Origin of the sequence: Type-D symbiont of Plautia stali, from assembly GCF_001485335.1 — a bacterium.
GTDB lineage: Bacteria > Pseudomonadota > Gammaproteobacteria > Enterobacterales > Enterobacteriaceae > Pantoea > Pantoea vagans_C.
In genome coordinates, this window is the sequence record NZ_BBOC01000013.1 from 24,948 (window position 1) to 42,950 (window position 18,003).

Annotated in this window: 13 protein-coding genes; 6 read left to right on the forward strand and 7 right to left on the reverse strand. The window is 53.8% G+C overall.

Features of this window, described 5'->3' with window-relative positions; translation table 11 throughout:
- Positions 1 to 129: 129 nt before the first annotated feature.
- Positions 130 to 1,284: a mandelate racemase family protein gene (locus PSSD_RS06215; RefSeq protein ID WP_058969968.1), complete on the reverse strand. Its 1,155-nt coding sequence runs from the start codon at positions 1,282 to 1,284 to the stop codon at positions 130 to 132.
- Between the two features lie 324 nt (positions 1,285 to 1,608).
- Between PSSD_RS06215 and PSSD_RS06220 the strand changes: the two genes are divergently transcribed.
- The 3 genes from PSSD_RS06220 (at position 1,609) to PSSD_RS06230 (ending at position 5,981) form a co-directional block, all read left to right on the forward strand.
- The gene (locus PSSD_RS06220; RefSeq protein WP_039329096.1) at positions 1,609 to 2,724 is read left to right on the forward strand and encodes an ABC transporter substrate-binding protein; all 1,116 of its coding nucleotides are present in this window, start codon (positions 1,609 to 1,611) and stop codon (positions 2,722 to 2,724) included.
- Positions 2,725 to 3,482: 758 nt separating this feature from the next.
- On the forward strand, positions 3,483 to 4,586 hold the full coding sequence (locus tag PSSD_RS06225; protein WP_058969969.1) for an NADH:flavin oxidoreductase/NADH oxidase: 1,104 nt from the start codon (positions 3,483 to 3,485) through the stop codon (positions 4,584 to 4,586).
- Positions 4,587 to 4,793: 207 nt separating this feature from the next.
- Positions 4,794 to 5,981: an aminotransferase-like domain-containing protein gene (locus PSSD_RS06230; RefSeq protein WP_058969970.1), complete on the forward strand. Its 1,188-nt coding sequence runs from the start codon at positions 4,794 to 4,796 to the stop codon at positions 5,979 to 5,981.
- Here PSSD_RS06230 and uxuR read toward each other — a convergent pair whose 3' ends face one another.
- The 4 genes from uxuR to uxuA all read right to left on the reverse strand — a co-directional run bounded on the left by uxuR (position 5,982) and on the right by uxuA (position 11,028).
- Entirely contained in the window at positions 5,982 to 6,764 is a 783-nt protein-coding gene (gene uxuR / locus PSSD_RS06235) for a Uxu operon transcriptional regulator (RefSeq protein WP_058969971.1), read from the reverse strand. It lies immediately after the preceding gene.
- A gap of 85 nt (positions 6,765 to 6,849) precedes the next feature.
- On the reverse strand, positions 6,850 to 8,268 hold the full coding sequence (gene uxaC, locus PSSD_RS06240; RefSeq protein WP_058969972.1) for a glucuronate isomerase: 1,419 nt from the start codon (positions 8,266 to 8,268) through the stop codon (positions 6,850 to 6,852).
- Positions 8,265 to 9,746 carry a fructuronate reductase gene (locus PSSD_RS06245; protein WP_058969973.1) on the reverse strand — a complete coding sequence of 494 codons (1,482 nt, stop codon included), beginning with the start codon at positions 9,744 to 9,746 and terminating at the stop codon, positions 8,265 to 8,267. The genes uxaC and PSSD_RS06245 overlap by 4 nt, the downstream gene beginning before the upstream one ends.
- 103 nt (positions 9,747 to 9,849) lie before the next feature.
- Positions 9,850 to 11,028 (reverse strand): mannonate dehydratase, encoded by a 1,179-nt coding sequence (gene uxuA, locus PSSD_RS06250; RefSeq protein ID WP_058969974.1) that lies wholly within the window; start codon positions 11,026 to 11,028, stop codon positions 9,850 to 9,852.
- A 377-nt stretch (positions 11,029 to 11,405) separates the two neighbouring features.
- On the opposite strand from uxuA, the gene PSSD_RS06255 reads away from it, so the two are divergent.
- Together PSSD_RS06255 and PSSD_RS06260 are read left to right on the forward strand one after the other, a co-directional pair.
- Positions 11,406 to 12,707: an MFS transporter gene (locus PSSD_RS06255; RefSeq protein ID WP_039329084.1), complete on the forward strand. Its 1,302-nt coding sequence runs from the start codon at positions 11,406 to 11,408 to the stop codon at positions 12,705 to 12,707.
- 15 nt (positions 12,708 to 12,722) lie between these two features.
- Complete coding sequence (locus tag PSSD_RS06260; protein WP_058969975.1) at positions 12,723 to 15,116, forward strand: glycoside hydrolase family 31 protein; 2,394 nt, start codon at positions 12,723 to 12,725, stop codon at positions 15,114 to 15,116.
- 148 nt (positions 15,117 to 15,264) lie between these two features.
- On the opposite strand, the gene PSSD_RS06265 is transcribed toward PSSD_RS06260, so the two are convergent.
- Entirely contained in the window at positions 15,265 to 15,810 is a 546-nt protein-coding gene (locus PSSD_RS06265; RefSeq protein ID WP_153011411.1) for an NUDIX domain-containing protein, read from the reverse strand.
- Positions 15,811 to 15,881: 71 nt separating this feature from the next.
- On the reverse strand, positions 15,882 to 16,763 hold the full coding sequence (locus PSSD_RS06270; RefSeq protein WP_058969977.1) for a LysR family transcriptional regulator: 882 nt from the start codon (positions 16,761 to 16,763) through the stop codon (positions 15,882 to 15,884).
- Positions 16,764 to 16,868: 105 nt separating this feature from the next.
- Here PSSD_RS06270 and PSSD_RS06275 point away from each other — a divergent pair, with 105 nt between their 5' ends.
- On the forward strand, positions 16,869 to 17,963 hold the full coding sequence (locus tag PSSD_RS06275; RefSeq protein ID WP_058969978.1) for an oxidoreductase: 1,095 nt from the start codon (positions 16,869 to 16,871) through the stop codon (positions 17,961 to 17,963).
- Positions 17,964 to 18,003 lie beyond the last annotated feature (40 nt).

Genomic DNA, 18,003 nt, shown 5'->3' on the forward strand with positions numbered 1-18,003 from the left:
CAGCGACGGGCTACAGGTGAGCAACAGCAGCGTGGCGCACCACGCTCTGCAACAGCGAGAAATGTTCATAAGCAAAGTCCAGCAGGTCAGAGGTTTATTGTTTTTTGCCGTACTGCTTGTGTTCGACGCTTACCAACGGTTGAGCGTATGCGTTTCAATCCAGCTGAAATTGATGTCCTCGCCTAAGCCTGGGCGTGTTGGCAGATGGACAAAGCCGTTATCATCCATCGGGTCGACAAGGCTGTTGAGATAGGCTGGAGGTTGTTCATAATCGAGGAAGGGATGCAGCAGACCGCGCTCATACCAGCGGCAATTGCGAATCGCTCCGACCACCGCGAGACTGGCTGCGCCATTGCCATGCACTTCACAATCCATGCCGAACGCTTCTGCAAGATTGGCGACTTTCAGGGTCGCTGAGATGCCACCGACGCCGTTAGCACCTGCGCGCAGGATGTCACAGGCACCTGCCCGTACCCAGTCCGCACGACTGTGGTGTTTGCCCCCCAAGCTCTCTGGACCTAAAACGTCAATGCTGAGGTTTTCTGCCAGCCAGGCGTAGGAGGCCATACTCTCTTCTTCCATGGGTTCTTCAAACCAGGAGAAGTTGAGTTTCTCTAGTGCTTTACCGATGGTTAGCGCCTCGCTGCGGCTGTACCAGTGATAGCCGTCCAGCATCAGGGCGACATTGGGCCCCACGGCTTCACGCACTGCGGCACAGGCTTTGATGTCCATCATCGGGCTGGGTGCAAACGAGACGGGGGGCATCCAGGTATGCAACTTGATGGCCTGATAGCCACGCGCCACCAGCTTTTCCGCAAACTGCGCGTATTCATCGGGCGTGGACAAACCGCCAGCGAGTTCATCACCGCACATCGTGCTGCCATAAGCCGCTATTTTCTCGCGATAGCCACCCAGTAGTTTGTGCACCGGTTGTTTAAGCTTGCGGCCAATTAAATCCCACATCGCCTGTTCTATCGCGGAAAGCGCACGTTCCGTGAGTTGATGAGCGCTGCCACGTTGCCAATGCACTAAATCTTGCCACAGACGTTCGCGATCAAAGGCGTTTTGCCCGATCAGTACTTTGCGAAAGAATGCGTTCACCACATGCGGACGAACCACTTCAGGGGGGGCAAAAGCGTAGCCACAGTCGCCATCTTCGCTGGTCAGGGTGAGCAACGCCATTTGGGCGTTGGTTTCCGCACCCGGGTGGGAGTGTCCCGCACTGTCGGACACACGGTGTGTTGGATAAGTAAAGAGGGTGACATCAATGGCGCTGATCTTCACGGTAAGACCTCCAGAGCGATTCCATACTCAATGTGAGAGTTAATTAAAAATTAAAACAGCGTTTCAATTCGTAATTTAGCCTTCACATTTTGTTTACGCATTAGCCAAAGTGCAGGAAGCGAGGTCAATTAATTGGGCAATTGCATGGCGTGCTGTGAGCATTTTCACGAAAGGAGAGTGTTTTGTGAGCCATCCCACAGCGAAGCAAATCGTGAATGGATGTAAAAAAATGTGTCTCAGGGGCTTTTCATTTTGTGTCTGCCAGGTAATAGTGACGCCGCGAAATTTTAATAATAATCATTATCATTTGTACGGGTAGACAAAATGAAAAAATGGCTGTTAGCACTGGGGTTACTGGCGGTAACGAGTTCCGCTTCGGCAAAAGTCATCACTGACATTGCAGGCCGTCAGGTAGAAGTCAAAGAGGAGTCAAAACGCATCATTTTGGGCGAAGGGCGTCAGATGTATCTGCTGGCCGCATTCGATACCGCAGCGCCTTTCCAGCGCGTAGTCGGCTGGCGCGATGACTTCCCAAAAGCCGATTATGACGGATATATGGCGTATGAGAAAAAGTACCCTGAAATCAAAAAACTGCCGACATTTGGCGGGGCAAAGGATGGCACCTTCAATGTTGAGCAAGCGCTGACGTTGAAACCTGATTTGGTGCTGATGAATTTAGAATCCAAAGCTGCGACCGACGAAGGCAAGCTGATTGAAAAGTTGCAAGCAGTCGGTGTGCCGGTGGTGTTTATCGACTTCCGTGAGAAGCCGATGGAGCACGCAGAGAAAAGCATCCGTATCATGGGTGAACTGGTTAACAACCCACAGCGTGCTGAAGACATTATCGCTTTCCGTCGCGCGGAGATCGCAAAAGTCACCGATCGCCTGAAAAACTTCTCGGGGACACGTCCGAAAGTGATGATCGACCGTGCTGGCGGATACACCGACGAATGCTGTATGTCTTTTGGTAATGAAAACTTTGGGCAGATGGTCGAGATAGCCGGCGGGAGCAATATCGCGAAAGACCTGATTCCGGGCACCTTTGGCACCTTGAACCCAGAGCAAATTATTGCCAGTCGTCCAGATGTGGTGGTGGTGACCGGTGCTAACTGGAAAAATTACAACACGGTAGGCAAATGGGTGGGCGTCGGTCCAGGCGCAGATACGCAAGAGGCCACGGCACGTCTAAAATTGCTGATGATGCGCAATGCCTTCAAAACGTTGCCGGTGGCACATAACGGTCATGCGCACGCCATCTGGCACCAGTTCTATGACAGCCCTTATCAGTTTGTCGCGATTCAGGCGTTAGCGAAGTGGCTGCATCCGGATCTGTTTAAAGATCTCGATCCTGATGCCACTTTCCGTGCGTTTCATGAGAAGTTTCTGCCACTGCCTTATCAGCCAGGCTACTGGGTGACGTTGCCAGCGGATAAGTCGTAACTTTTCGACTGACATCGGAAAACAAAAAGGATTTGGCTAAATGGCCAAATCCTTTTTTTATGTTCGCAAACCGGCTGGTAACCGCGCTACGAACGGGGTGCTCAGCACTCCTCACAAGGCAAATCATAAAATGTGCGGGGTAATATTTCAAGTTTAGCTAAAATACTGTATGGTTATACAGGTGTTGAGTGACGGGCGCAGTCTCATTGTTTTCTGATGACTCCCAGGGGCGCGGATAGTCAAATCCCGGCAGGTTTCAGGTGGTGCTGGCCTGTGGCTTCCACAATGAGTGGCGCTCAGCACTCCTCACAGCTGTGCTCAGGCCATCGGCGGGTGGAGTCAAAGCCTCGATAGCTGAAAGGCGCGCTCCTGTCAGAGGAGAAGGAAAGTGATGGAACTTGTTCGGTTGCTCCTGGACCTGGTCCGGGTCGTCCTGCAAATCATCGTTGCCCTTTTGCAACTGACCGGTCAGGTGCACTGATCGGAACTTGAAACAAGGCGGAGCTTACCCCTCCGCCTTTTTTCGTGCGCATTTATTCCCGTCTTCACGTTGTACCCGCCTCGACCTGACTTACCGATTGACGAAATCCTCTCCACAGCACTTTGTTTTAAACGGCCATTTTTGAGTTGGTTATGATGGCTATCTAAGGTCAGGGCCTGAATGTGTTTTTAACCGCAGCGTGTGCACGTCATCACTGCCCGCTGCTGAACACGGAACTGACGAAAACATCATCGATAACCGAGTTTAAGGGATAAAAATGAGCCAACTTTTTAGCGCGACCCACATCGGCGGATTGACACTGGAAAACCGCCTTGTTATCGCTCCGATGTGCCAATATTCCGCCGAAGCGGGGCAAGCCACTAGCTGGCACCGTATTCACTTAGGATCGCTCGCGCTGTCGGGGGCGGGGTTGTTAATCCTGGAAGCCACGGCAGTGGAAGCGATTGGTCGTATCTCTGCCGGTGATTTGGGCCTGTGGGATGATAAGACAGAAGCGGCGTTGCAGAGCGTCCTGACGGATATTCGTGCATGGTCACCGATTCGCCTCGGCATTCAGTTGGGGCATGCAGGCCGTAAAGCCTCGTGCAGCGCGCCATGGCAGGGTGGCCATCAAGTGCCGGAAAGCCAGGGCGGCTGGCAAACGGTCGCGCCTTCCGCGCTGGGATTTGCTGAAAACGATGTCGCGCCAGCCGCACTGGATCTGACAGGCCTGGAACGGATTAAGCAGGCGTTTGTCGACAGTGCGCAGCGTGCTGTGCGTCTGGGAATAGAGCTGATTGAACTGCATGCGGCACACGGATATTTGCTGCATCAGTTCCTGTCGCCCTTGAGTAATCAGCGTCAGGATCTGTACGGCGGTTCACTGGAAAATCGTCTGCGTTTCCCACTGGAAGTCTTTACGGCGGTACGCGCGGCGGTACCAGCCAGCATTCCGGTTGGCGTGCGTCTCTCTGCTACAGATTGGGTCAACGGCGGTTGGGATGTTGAACAGTCCATCGTGTTTAGCCAGCAGCTGGAAGCGCTTGGCTGTGATTACCTGCATGTTTCAAGTGGCGGTTTATCACCTTTGCAGGCGATTGCGGTGGGGCCGGGTTATCAGCTACCTTTCGCGCGTGCCATTCGCCAGCAGGTGAAAATTCCCGTAATGGGCGTGGGTTTGATCACCGAAGCACATCAGGCGGAAGCCGTCGTGAAAGAAGGAGATGCCGATCTGGTGGCGTTGGGTCGCGCGGTGCTCTATAACCCGCACTGGCCGTGGCAAGCGGCAGCGGCACTCAATGCGCAGGTTGAATCACCGGCGCAATATTTACGCTCAGAGCCGCATGGCGTCAAAGGAACCCTGAAACATTCCTCACAGTGATAATACCTTTCGGGCAGAAACTATTTTTCTGCCCGCTGCCTGTTTTTTACCCGTTTAGGCTGAATTGTTCCCCCTCCAGGATTGTCGATTCCTTTGAATTCTCCCTTTCACGACATTCTCTTTGCCAGAGGGTGAAAATGTGATTATCAGCATAGCTAACTTATGTTATGAATTTAGCCTTAGAAAAAAATAATCAGGTAAGGTTTTATGTCGTCGCAAAAATTATCCAATAGCGTTCAGCGCATCCAGTCATCTGCAATCCGTGATTTATTAAAACACAGCAAAATGGAAGGGGTGATTTCGCTGGGTGGTGGAATCCCGAACCCCGATCTGTTTGACACTGAAGGCCTGCGGATCGCCATGGATCGTGCGTTAACCCAGGATGGGCACAACGCCTTTCAATATGGCTTGAGTGAAGGTGATCCGCTGTTACGCGAAGCCATCTGCCGCATTTCCGCTGACCGTGGCATTGATTGCACGCCGGATGACGTGGTCATCACTTCGGGTTCACAGCAGTCACTGGACATTATCGCTCGTGCATTGATCAATCCAGGTGATGTGGTGGTGGTTGAGCGTCCTACTTACCTCGCCGCCCTGCAGGTGTTCCAGTTGGCCGAAGCACAGTTCAAGTCAGTAGGAACTGATGGCGAAGGCATGATTGTGGATGAGCTGGAAGAGTTGGTAAAACAGACCGCCATCAAAGCCGTGTATATCGTACCGACCTTTGGCAATCCAAGCGGTGTGACCTTATCTGATGCACGTCGTCAGCAGCTGGTCGCGCTGGCCAAACAGTATGACTTCCTGATTTTTGAAGACGACCCTTACAGCGAAATCAATTTCACCAGCCAGACTTTCCGCCCGCTTAAATCTCATGCGCAAGCGATGGGTGCCAGCGATCAGGTGATTTATACCTCGACCTTCTCGAAAATTCTTGCGCCGGGCGCACGTGTGGGCTGGATCACCATGCCGAGTTGGTTGAAGTCATCGGTGGTGAATCTGAAGCAGGCAACGGATTTGCACACCAGCGCGTTGTCGCAATCCCTGACGCGTCACTATCTGGATACCGGTCGTCTGCCAGAGCAGATTAAATTGATCCGCGCAGCCTACAAGCAGAAATGTGATGCACTCTGTGTGGCGCTGGAAACGGAGTTAGGCGATCGCCTGCACTTCTATCGTCCGCTGGGGGGGATGTTCCTGTGGGCGACTTTCAAAGAAGCGTTCAACACCACCGAATGGCTTAAAACGACGTTAAGCAATGGCGTGGTGTACGTGCCGGGTGAGTTTTTCTATTGTGACAATCCGGACACTTCAACGCTGCGCATCTCTTATGCTTCAGTCTCAGAAACCAACCTGGCCCTGGCGGCGCAACGTCTGAAAGCATCATTACCGCAGTAATTACCTGACGCGATCCTGGCCGTTGGTGCTGTCCAGCGGCCAGGATTCAAACAGGTAGCCATCAAAATAGATGTCATCGACATCGGAAAACTCCAGCAGTCGCTGTTTCACATTCTCCAGATGCTGCCACATCGCCTGTTTGGCTGCGCGCGCGTCTTTCTTAATTAGCGTGGCGAGGATCTTTTTGTGATCATCAAGCCACTCTTTGCGGTAGTGGGTATTCACCAGATGCCGATGCAGCTGGCTCCACATCACATTGTCTTCACGCCACTGCCAGGATTGTTTAAACAGCTCCACCAACATACTGTTGTGAGTCGCCTCGGCAATGGCTAAATGGAAGTTGCGGTCGCCGTTCTCGCTCTCATTCACCGCGCCCGATGCCAGCTCTTTCTCTTCCAGCTCCAGCGCCTGACGCATTTTAATAATGTCTTCACGCGTGGCCTGCAAGGCGGCGAATTCGGCAATATTACTCTCCAGCAACTGGCGCGCCTGCAGCATTTCAAACGGACCTGCATCATTGCAGGTAGTTTGCACACCGGGGCGGGGTGCCGGACTGTCGTTTACCACATAAATGCCTGCACCACGACGTACCTCAATTAAACCTTCCAGCTCCAACATGATCAGGGCTTCACGCACCAGCGTGCGAGTGACATCCAGCAGCGCAGCCAGTTCACGTTCCGGGGGCAGTCGTTCACCCACGACATACTGCTTTTGCGTAATCATGTTACGCAGCATTTCCCCGACTTCCTGATAAGGGCGCTGTGCTGAAGCTTGTGTTTTCATAGAGCTCTTTTCTGCTGATTAAGGAATTTACCACGACAGCGGCGGCCATTCTTCGCGCCCTGCACTATAGCACAGGGCGTGATTTTCACCTTGGATTGAGGGTGAAGTAGCGCTGCGCATTGTTGAAACAAATGTCCTGCAACATGCTGCCGAGCACGGTTTCATCGTGTGGCACAATGCCATCCTGCACCCACTGCCCAAGTAAATTACACAGAATGCGGCGGAAGTATTCATGGCGTGTATACGACAGGAAGCTGCGTGAATCGGTCAGCATACCGACAAACTGGCTAAGCAAACCAATCTGTGACAGCTGCTCTAACTGGCGCAACATGCCATCGCGCTGGTCGTTGAACCACCAACCGGAACCAAACTGCACTTTCCCGGCAATGCCTGTGCCCTGGAAATTACCGGCCATGGTGGCCAGCACTTCGTTATCACGTGGATTGAGGCAGTACAGAATCGTTTTAGGCAGTTGGTCGTTGAGATCTATCGCATCAAGCAGGCGTGACAGCGGCAGGGCGATATTGTTATCGCCGATGGAATCGAAACCGCTGTCAGCGCCCAGTAAGCGGAACAGACGGGTGCTGTTATTGCGAATCGCCCCGATATGCAACTGCATCACCCAATCGCGTCGTGCATATTCGGCGCCCAGCCACACCAACACTGCACTGCTGAACTGTGCAATTTCCAGCTCGCTTAGCGCATCGCCATTGCGACGTTTCGCCAGAATCTGGTCCAGGACGCTATCGTCAGGAACCGGTGCAAAGCGCAGAATCTCTATGCCATGGTCTGATGCGCGACAGCCGTGTGCCGAGAAGTGATCGAGACGACGCAATAGCGCCTGACGCAGCGTATCAAAACTGGTGATTGCCACATCCGCGGCGGCTTCCAGGCGGCCCAGATACTCGACAAAGCCAGCCAGCTCAATCTTGAACACTTTGTCCGGGCGCCAGCTGGGGGCCACATCAATATCAAAGCTGCTGTCTTCAGCAATCTGACGGTGGTACTGCAAGGAATCTACCGGATCGTCCGTGGTTCCCACCATGCGCACTTTCATCTGCTGCATGATGCCACGTGCAGAAAACGCCGGCGTTGCCAGTTTCTCCGCACACTCGTCCCACACGCGCTGTGCCGTATCTGGGCCAAACAGCGTATCGGTGATGCCAAACGGGCGTCGAAGCTCAAGATGCGTCCAGTGATAAAGCGGATTGCCCAAGGTTTTGGGTACGGTGTGGGCCCAGGCAAGATACTTGTCAAAATCGCTGGTGGTTTTACCGGTGATCAATGACTCATCCACGCCTGCGGCACGCAACGCACGCCATTTGTAGTGGTCGCCCTCCAGCCAAATCTGACCGAGGTTGGCAAACTGGCGATCCTCGGCAATCTCTTGTGGGCTGAGATGGCAGTGATAATCGTAGATGGGCATCTCTGCTGCGTAGTCATGGTACAGGCGACGGGCGATGTCGCTCTGCAACATAAAATCGTCATCCATAAAGCGCTTCATTTTGACTCCTGATTAAGCGATGCAACGGCAGCGCGGGCACCACGCTGGCACAGCTGCGCGTAACACTGTTGTAAGGTGGCGACGAAGCCAGTATTAGCGGGCAGGTCATCACCAAATAGGGTTTTTACCGCGAGCAGGGCAGTGACGCGTGCATCGCCCTCGGGGTAGTGCTGATTAACTTGCTGCAGCGTGCTGGATAATGGGTCAACCACATTATAGGCTTCACCGCGCTCATCCTGACCCAACACATAGCGCATCCATCCGGCAATCCCTAACGCCAGATGGCGATAATCGCTGCCATGACGCAGGTGATGGCGTACGGAATCCAGCCAGCGCTGCGGCAGCTTTTGGCTCCCGTCCATGGCGATCTGTTGCGTGCGATGGCGTAACGCTGGGTTGCTAAAGCGCGCGATCAGTTGGTCCGCATACGCCTGCAAATCAGTGCCTTCAGGCATCGACAGCGTCGGCACCTGCTCGTGCATCATCAGGTTGATTGCCGCCTGGCGATACTCAGGTAGCTGCATGGTGTCGGCAATGGTGTCGCAGCGTCCCAGATACCCGAGATAGGCAAGAAACGAATGGCTGCCGTTGAGCATACGCAACTTCATCATTTCAAAGGGGGCAACGTCAGTGACAAATTGTGCCCCAACACGATCCCAGTCAGGACGCCCGTTGACAAAGTTGTCTTCAATCACCCATTGGCGGAACGGCTCACAGGCCACGCCGCAAGGATCGTTAACGCCCAGCAGTGCGCTAATTTCTTGCTGGGTCTCCTCCGTCACCGCGGGAACAATGCGGTCAACCATGCTGCTGGGGAAAGTGACGTTGGCGGCAATCCATTGTGCCAGCGACGGATCGCGCAGTTGAGCCAGTCCAACCACGGCCGCACGAGCAACGTGACCGTTATCACTCAGGTTATCGCAGGACAGCACGCTAAAAGGCCCAAGCCCGCGTTGGTGGCGCAAGCGTAGCGCTTCAACAATAAATCCAATGGCGGATTTTGGCGTGTCAGGATGCGCCACATCGTGCTGAATCAGGGGATGGTCGGCATCCAGTGCGCCATTGGCACCTTGAGTGCAGTAACCTTTTTCGGTGACAGTCAAAGAGACGATAGCCGTTTCGGGGCGAGCCAGTGCTTCGATAATCGCCGCATGACCATCCAATGCCGGGTGCAGCGCTTCTTTAATTGCCGCAATGATATGAACGTCATTTTGCTCAGCCCCTTTTTCCGTCACGCTGTAGAGCAAATCTTGTTGGCGTAATTGTTCCACCAGCAGTTTGCCGCTCGCTGACATCAGGTTGACCTCACAAATCCCCCAGTCACAGTCGCTGGTGGCGAGTAAGTGATGCAGATAAAGCGCCTGATGGGCGCGATGAAATGCGCCGCAGCCAATATGCACTATCCGTGGCACCAGCCGTTGATGATTCCAGGCAGGGCGGGCGACGTTCAAATCGCCGCTGGCAAGGTTGTGTTCCATGTAAACTCCGCTTTGACCTGGTGCGCATAAATGCGCACCCTACGAAAACCACATCCATTTTTGTAGGGTCACCATTTATGGTGACCACCAGGGTGCTAAATCGTTAGAAATAAGCGCGATGAATCGCCAGCTCTACGCCACGAATCTCTGCCAAACCTTTCAGGCGACCAATCGCGGAATAGCCTGGATTGGTTTTTTTGTGCAGATCGTCCAGCATCTGATGGCCGTGGTCTGGGCGCATCGGAATCAAATCTTCCTCCCCGGCCAGTTTGCGGCGATGTTCTTCTTCGGCAATCGCTTTGATTACCGCGAACATATCCACGTCGCCGCCCAGATGTGCTGCCTCATGGAAGGTATTGGGATTCTCTTCACGTTTGGTTGACCGCAAATGTGCGAAGTAAATGCGCGGACCAAAGCGTTTCACCATACCTGCCAGATCGTTTTCTGGCAGCACGCCATAAGAACCGGTACACATGGTGAAGCCGTTGGCAGGACTCGGCACGGTATCCATCATCCACTGCAGATCGTCGGCGTTGGAAACAATGCGTGGCAGACCAAGAATGGCACGCGGTGGATCGTCCGGGTGCACCGCCATGCGAATGCCCGCTTCTTCTGCCACAGGAATGATAGCGCGTAAGAACGTGGCGAAGTTTTCGCGTAATTTTGTTTTATCAATACCGTCATAGCGAGCCAGTTGCGCACGGAACTGGTCCAGCGAGTAGCCCTCTTCAGCACCCGGCAACCCGGCAATGATATTGCGCGTCAGGCGGGTTTTGTGTTCATCACTCATGGTGGCGAAGCGGTCAGCCGCTTGAGCAATTTCGGTGGCGGTATAATCTTTTTCTGCACCAGCGCGCTGGAGGATGTGCAGTTCAAACACCGCAAACTCGATTTGATCGAAACGCAGTGCTTTAGCGCCATCCGGCAACAGATATTCGAGATCGGTGCGCGTCCAGTCCAGGATGGGCATAAAGTTGTAGCACACGGTTTTAATGCCGCATTGCGCCAGGTTTCGCAGTGACTGCTGATAATTGCTGATCCACTTCTGATACTCACCGCTGCCGGTTTTAATTTCTTCATGAATCGGCACGCTCTCCACCACCGACCACACCAGTCCTGCGGCTTCCACGATAGCTTTGCGCTGCATGATCTCCTCAACGGACCACACGACGCCATTTGGGATGTGATGCAGAGCCGTGACGATGCCGGTTGCGCCAGCTTGTCGTGCATCGGCGAGAGAAACGGGGTCATTAGGGCCATACCAGCGCCAGGTCTGCTTCATGTTGTTACCTCAGTTAGGGTCCTGAAGATAAATCCCAAGACAATTCTTATATTGGTTGACCTATTTATCGGTTAGCGCACTGTCAAAAACCAGAGAATGCGCTCTCAGAGGCTAAAATTCGACTCTTTAGCGCTTGATGTCAACCTCACTGCTAATTTTGGTTAACCAGATCACAAATGCGGCATCTGAGTGGCGACCACTTCAAACATCTGTGTTTCACTCCTGGCGGATGGTTAGAGATGACTCACTGAAGTCGCTCCTCAACAACAAGCGACAAATTCTGGGCGGCAGCCAACGATATTTCCGGTTTATCGGTAGCCCGTGCATCAACAGCAGAACTTGTAAGCTCATGATGTTAATAAAGAATGGAGAACCAGATGAACCGCAGTTTGAATCCAGGGATCGCTGCAGCAAGCAGCAAACGCACCTTCCGTCATTTGCGCTGGTGGGTATTGGTGTTGTTCTTAGCGGGCGTCACCGTCAACTACATTACGCGTAACTCATTAGGCATTCTGGCCCCTGAGCTGAAAACCAGCCTGGGTATTACCACCGAACAATATTCGTGGATCGTTGGCGCTTTTCAGCTGGCGTATACCTTCTTCCAACCCCTTTGCGGCTGGTTGATCGACGTTATCGGTCTGAAAGTCGGCTTTATGATTTGTGCCTCAATCTGGGCGGTAGCTTGCCTGTTCCATGCAGGCGCGGGGAGCTGGGTCCATCTTGCTATCCTGCGTTTTGTGATGGGCGGCGCAGAAGCAGCTGCAACCCCAGCCAACGCCAAAGTGTTGGGTGAATGGTTCCCGAAAAAAGAGCGTCCGGTCGCGGCTGGCTGGGCGGGTGTCGGGTTTTCGATTGGAGCCATGCTGGCCCCGCCGATTATTTATTTCGCACATGCCTCATTTGGCTGGCAGGGCGCATTCCTGTTTACCGGCTGTCTGGCACTGGCGTGGGTGGTGCTGTGGGCACTGTTCTATCGCGATCCGGAACGTCATCCAAATCTTACCTCGTCGGAACTGGAGTTTATTCGTCAGGATAACGAACCGGCTGCCGTCAAACTGCCATTCTTTCAGGCCTTAAAAAGCGTGTCGAAAAATAAGCGCTTTTATGGCATCGCCATTCCCGCCTTTATGGCCGAACCCGCGTGGGGCGTATTGAGTTTTTGGGTGCCGCTTTATCTGGCGAAAGAACTCGGCATGGACCTGAAACAAATCGCTATGTTCGCATGGTTACCGTTCCTGGCTGCTGACTTAGGCAGCGTGGCCAGCGGTTATCTGACGCGTGTTTATACCAAACTGTTTGGCTTCAAACAGGTGAACTCGGTGGTGGCCAGTTCGGTTACCGGCGCTTTCCTGATGTTGTCGCTGGCGCTGGTGGCGATGACCAAGAATCCGTATGTGGCCATCGCGCTGATCTCGATTGGCGGCTTTGGTCACCAGATCATCTCCTGCATGTTGAGTGCGCTGGTGGTAGAGAAATTTGATAAAGGCCAGATGGCGACAGTCAACGGTATGCGCGGCTCTTTCGCGTGGATCTCCAGTTTCCTGTTCTCGCTGATCATTGGCGTCACTGCCGACAAAATTGGTTTCAACCCCTTATTTGTCGCCATGGGCTTCTTTGACCTGATTGGTGCGGTCTTCCTGATTGCTTTTATTGCTGAACGTCGCGCTCAACGCGCCTGAATAAAGTAGGTAACAATGAAAACGTTAAAGAATTGGTCACTCTCACATTCTGATCAACACCATGTTGCGTTAACCGTGGATGGCAAACACACGCTGAACCTGTATGTGCTGGAATCCGGCATGTTCCGCGTTGCCATTCAACGTCAGGGCGGCTATGCGCTGGACCGTACCTGGAGCATTGCGCCTGAGAGCGATGTGCCGTGGGAAGGGCGATCACGTGACAGTCTGGCGGGCTTTACTCTGCCAGGGTTCACGCTGGAAGAAGAGGGTGACACACTGGTGGTCTCCACCGATGTGCTGCGTGTCATCGTCCATCAGCCGCTGGCGCTAGAATGGCAGTACCGTGACAGCGCTGGTAATTGGCAACTGCTGACCTGTGACCGTCCAACCAGCGCCTACCTGATCAACGCCCATGGCGATGGCGTGGCGCACTATCAGCGCCGCATGAATGATGACGCCTACTACGGTTTAGGTGAAAAAGCGGGTGATTTGCAACGTAACGGTAAGCGCTACGAGATGCGCAACCTGGATGCGATGGGCTATAACGCCTCCTCAACCGATCCGCTCTACAAGCATGTGCCGTTCACCATTACCCGCCGCAGTGATGTCAGCTTTGGTCTCTATTACGATAACCTCAGCAGCAGCTGGTTCGATCTCGGTAACGAGCTGGATAACTACCATCAGCCGTATCGCCGTTGGCAGGCTGAAAGCGGTGATATCGACTACTACCTGTTCATTGGCAGCAAAGTATTGGATGTCACTAAAGCCTTTGTACGCCTGACCGGTAAAACCCTGTTTGGCCCGAAATGGAGTCTGGGTTACAGCGGCTCCACCATGCACTACACCGATGCCCCAGACGCACAGAATCAGCTGATGAACTTCATTCGCCTGTGCGAACAGCATGATATTCCTTGCGACTCCTTCCAGCTGTCATCGGGTTACACCTCAATCAACAACAAGCGCTATGTGTTCAACTGGAACTACGACAAAGTGCCGCAGCCGGAAGTGATGAGTCAGGCGTTCCATGACGCCGGTCTGCGCCTCGCCGCCAATATCAAGCCTTGCCTGTTGCAGGATCACCCGCGCTATGAAGAAGTGGCGGCGCAGGGACTGTTTATCCGCGATTCAGAAGAGGATGCGCCAGAGCGCTCGGTGTTCTGGGATGACGAAGGTTCGCACCTTGATTTTACCCATCCGCAAGCGGTGGCCTGGTGGCAGGAGAATGTCACCAAACAGTTGTTGGAGAAGGGCATCGATTCGACGTGGAATGACAACAACGAATATGAAGTGTGGGACGGTGAAGCTCGCTGCCACGGGTTTGGTCAGCCAATCGCCATCAAGCACATTCGCCCGGTGATGCCGTTGCTGATGATGCGTGCCTCGATGGAAGCGCAACAGCGCTTTGCGCCGGAGAAACGTCCGTTCCTGATTTCTCGTTCAGGCTGTGCCGGCATGCAGCGCTATGTGCAAACCTGGAGTGGTGATAACCGCACCAACTGGACCTCGCTGCGTTATAACATCCGCATGGGCTTGGGGATGAGCTTGTCTGGCCTCTACAACGTCGGTCACGATGTCGGTGGCTTCTCCGGTGATAAACCCGATGCCGAATTGTTTGTGCGTTGGGTGCAGAACGGCGTGATGCATCCGCGTTTCACCATCCACTCTTGGAATGACGATCACACGGTGAATGAGCCGTGGATGTATCCGTCAGTGACCCCAGCGATCCGTGCGGCTATCGAACTGCGTTATCGCTTGCTGCCATATCTTTACACCCTACTGTGGCAAGCGCACGCAGATGACGAACCGATGCTGCGTCCTACCTTCCTCGATCATGAGCAGGATGTGCAGACGTTTGCCGAGTGTGATGAGTTTATGCTGGGGCGCGACATTTTAGTGGCCAGCGTGGTTGAAGCAGGCCAGCGCGAACGCAGTTTGTGGCTGCCCGACAACCAAACCGGTTGGTACGATTTCGCCACGCAGCAGTGGTACAGCGGTGGTCAGTGGATTACGCTGCCAGCACCACTGGAAACGCAGCCGATGTTGGTGCGTGCAGGTGCCGCACTGCCGCTGAGCCAGCGTCTGCGCCATGTGGATGCACAAGCCGATGACCGCCGCACCTTGCAACTGTATCCGTTACAAGGCAAAGGTGTGTCGGATGGACTGGTGTTTGAGGATGACGGCGAATCCTGGGGTTATCAGCAGGGCAATGCGCTATGGCTCAACTGGGAAATGCGCAGTGATGCCGAGGCTATTCACTTGAGTTTCCAGCGCAAAGGCGACTATCAGCCTGCGTGGAAAACGCTGCAGATTGCCTTGCCAGCAGGGGAGTCGCGTCAGTTGTTTATTGATGGCGTCGCGGTGGATGCGGCAGGTGCACAGGCCGTGCTGGCGGACATCAAACACGCATAAGCTGCGGTCAATGTTAAGGTGCGCATCAATGCGCACCTTACGAAACCCGCTAATATGCGCGTAGGGTCGTCATTTATGGCGACCAAAAGCGTACCCTTGCATCATCAGTGTAAGGCGGCCCTCGATATGCCTTCTGACAGAGGGCTGCTTACGCAATCATCCCTTTTGCCCGCGCCAGTAAAAACGCGGTCACTGAGGTGGCATCCGTCACTTTCCCTTCCAGCACCCACTGTAAAAACTCACTGATTTTCACTTTACGCGCCGTCAGTCCAACTTCTTCCGCATCCAGATTCTGTCCCTGATAATGCAACTCGCTGGCGAGATAGATGTGATATCCCTGCGAAGAGTACCCCTGGGCTAATTTCTGATAACCGACATATTGCCAGCGGTCGGCAATCAGGCCGGTTTCTTCTTGTAACTCTCCCGCCGCCAGCGCTTCAGGTGACGCGCCAGGGTCCAGTTCCCAACTGCCTTGTGGCAGTTCCAGCGTGCGTTCACTCACGGGATAGCGATACTGTTCCACTACAAAAATGCTGTCCTGCTCCACAGGGAGGATCACCACAAAATCGTCTTTTTCGATTACCGAATAGATGCCTTCGCTGCCGTCAGCACGTTGAATTTTGTCTTCTTTTAAGGTCATCCAGCGATTGCGATAGATTTCTGTTGAGGCGAGGGTATGAATTTCAGGTTTCAAAATGGGTCTCCACGAAACGAATCGGTGAGTCATTGATTTAAGCGTACATTCCCCTGACGTGAACAGGTAACTTATCTGTTTTTTTCCATCACCTGCTTTAAGGCATTGAGAAATACCGTCACTCGCGCGGGCAACTGGCGTGTGGTGGGAAACAGTGCCCAGACGCCGAGCATCTGTGGTTGTGCATCCAGCAACTCGATAGCAACCAGTTCGCCTGCCGCCAACTCCTCGCGGATGTCCCATTCCGATAACTGCGCGATACCGCTGCCCGCAACACACAAGGTGCGCACGCCCTCAACGTTACTGCCGCTAAAACGACCCTCCACGCTGAGGCTGGAGATATGCCCATCAACCATAAAACTCCACTGCACCACGCTGGAGAGTCGCAGGCAGTTATGTTTGTGCAAGTCATTAAGCGTTTGGGGCGTCCCAAAGCGATGCAGATAATCGGGTGATGCACAAAGCATGCGCGGATTATCTGCCAGGCGATGTGCCACCAGGCGGGAATCACGCAGTGGCGCAATACGAATGGCGACATCGTAGCCTAAACCGACTAAATCGGTGACGTCATCGCTGAGCTGAAATTCAATACGCAGTTCAGGGTTGGCCTCCATCAGTGCGGGTAACAGCGGAATAATGGTGCGTCGACCAAAGCCAGAGGGTGCGGTGATCCGTAGCTGTCCTGTCGCGCCTTGTTGATGAGGTGAGAACAGATTGCGCGCGATCTGCTCGGTTTCCGCCAGCGATTTTGCGAAGGGCAGAAACTCTTCACCTTCATCGGTTAACGCGATGGCACGTGTGGTGCGATGCATCAGGCGTACACCCAGGTCTTCCTCAAGTGAAGCCAGCCGACGCGACACGGTCATCGTTGTGGTATTAAGCCGCCGCGCCGCCTGCGTCAGGCTGCGCGTTTGCGATACCATCAGGAAGACCTCAATATCTTTGGAGTTCATTTTAACGATTTCCGTTATACAGACGTATCAACTTTGGTCATTTTTGCTGCTATGACGTCACACTATAATGCGCGCTGACGTTAATCAGGGAACATTAAGTAGCACATGGCCGATAAACATTTATTTCAGAGCGGCACGTTAAATCGTCTCGCCCTGAAGAACCGCATCATGGTCGCGCCCATGACACGTATTTCTGCGACAGTGGATGGTGTACCGGGTGAGCGGATGAAGCACTACTACGAACGCTTCGCGCGTGGTGGCTTTGGCACCATCATCACCGAAGGGCTTTACATTGATGAAGCCTGGTCACAAACCTATGCCTTTCAGGCCGGATTGGTTAACAGCCAACAGGTTGCTGGCTGGCGAGCCATCACGGACGGTGTGCATCAGCAGGGCGGGAAGATCATCGCGCAATTGATGCATGCTGGCGCGATTTCTCAAGGCAATATCTACCGTAGCGATACGCTGGCCCCCTCTGCCTTGCAACCGCGCGGGGAACAATTGGGCTTTTATCATGGTCACGGCAAATATGCATTGCCGGCAGAGATGAGTGAGGAGCAGATCCAGCAGGTGATTGAAAGCTTTGCTGAGACTGCCGCGCGTGCCATTGGCGTAGCCGGTTTTGATGGCATTGAAATCCACGGGGCTAATGGTTATCTGCTCGATCAATTCTTCACGGATTACACCAATCAGCGCAGTGACCGCTGGGGCGGCGATATTGCCGCACGCTTGTCGTTAACGCTGGCGGTGATTCGAGCGGTACGTCAGCGCGTGGGCCATGATGTGACCTTGGGCGTGCGTATCTCTCAAGGCAAAGTGAATGATTTCCGCCATCAGTGGCAGGAAGGCGAAGCGGGGGCGAGGCAGGTGTTTGCTTTACTGGCTGAGTCGGGAATTGATTATCTGCACCTTACTGAATACGACGCGCTGCAGCCCGCTTTCGCTGACACTCTGTTTTCCCTGGTGCAGATTGCCCGGCAAGCCGCACCCAATCTGACGATTGTCGCCAACGGTTCGCTTTCCGACAGCCGCAGTGCTTCACAGGCGCTTGAGCAGGGAGCTGATTATGTGGCCTTGGGTAAAAGCGCGCTAGCGAATCCCGACTGGCCGATGCGCATCCGTGACGCAGCGCCGTTGCGTGAGTTTGATAAAAATCTGCTGGCGCCTTCGGCAGATGTTAAAAACTGCGAACTGGCTTAATTTCGCGTTGCAAACTACATAGCCCTTTGGTCGTGATGTT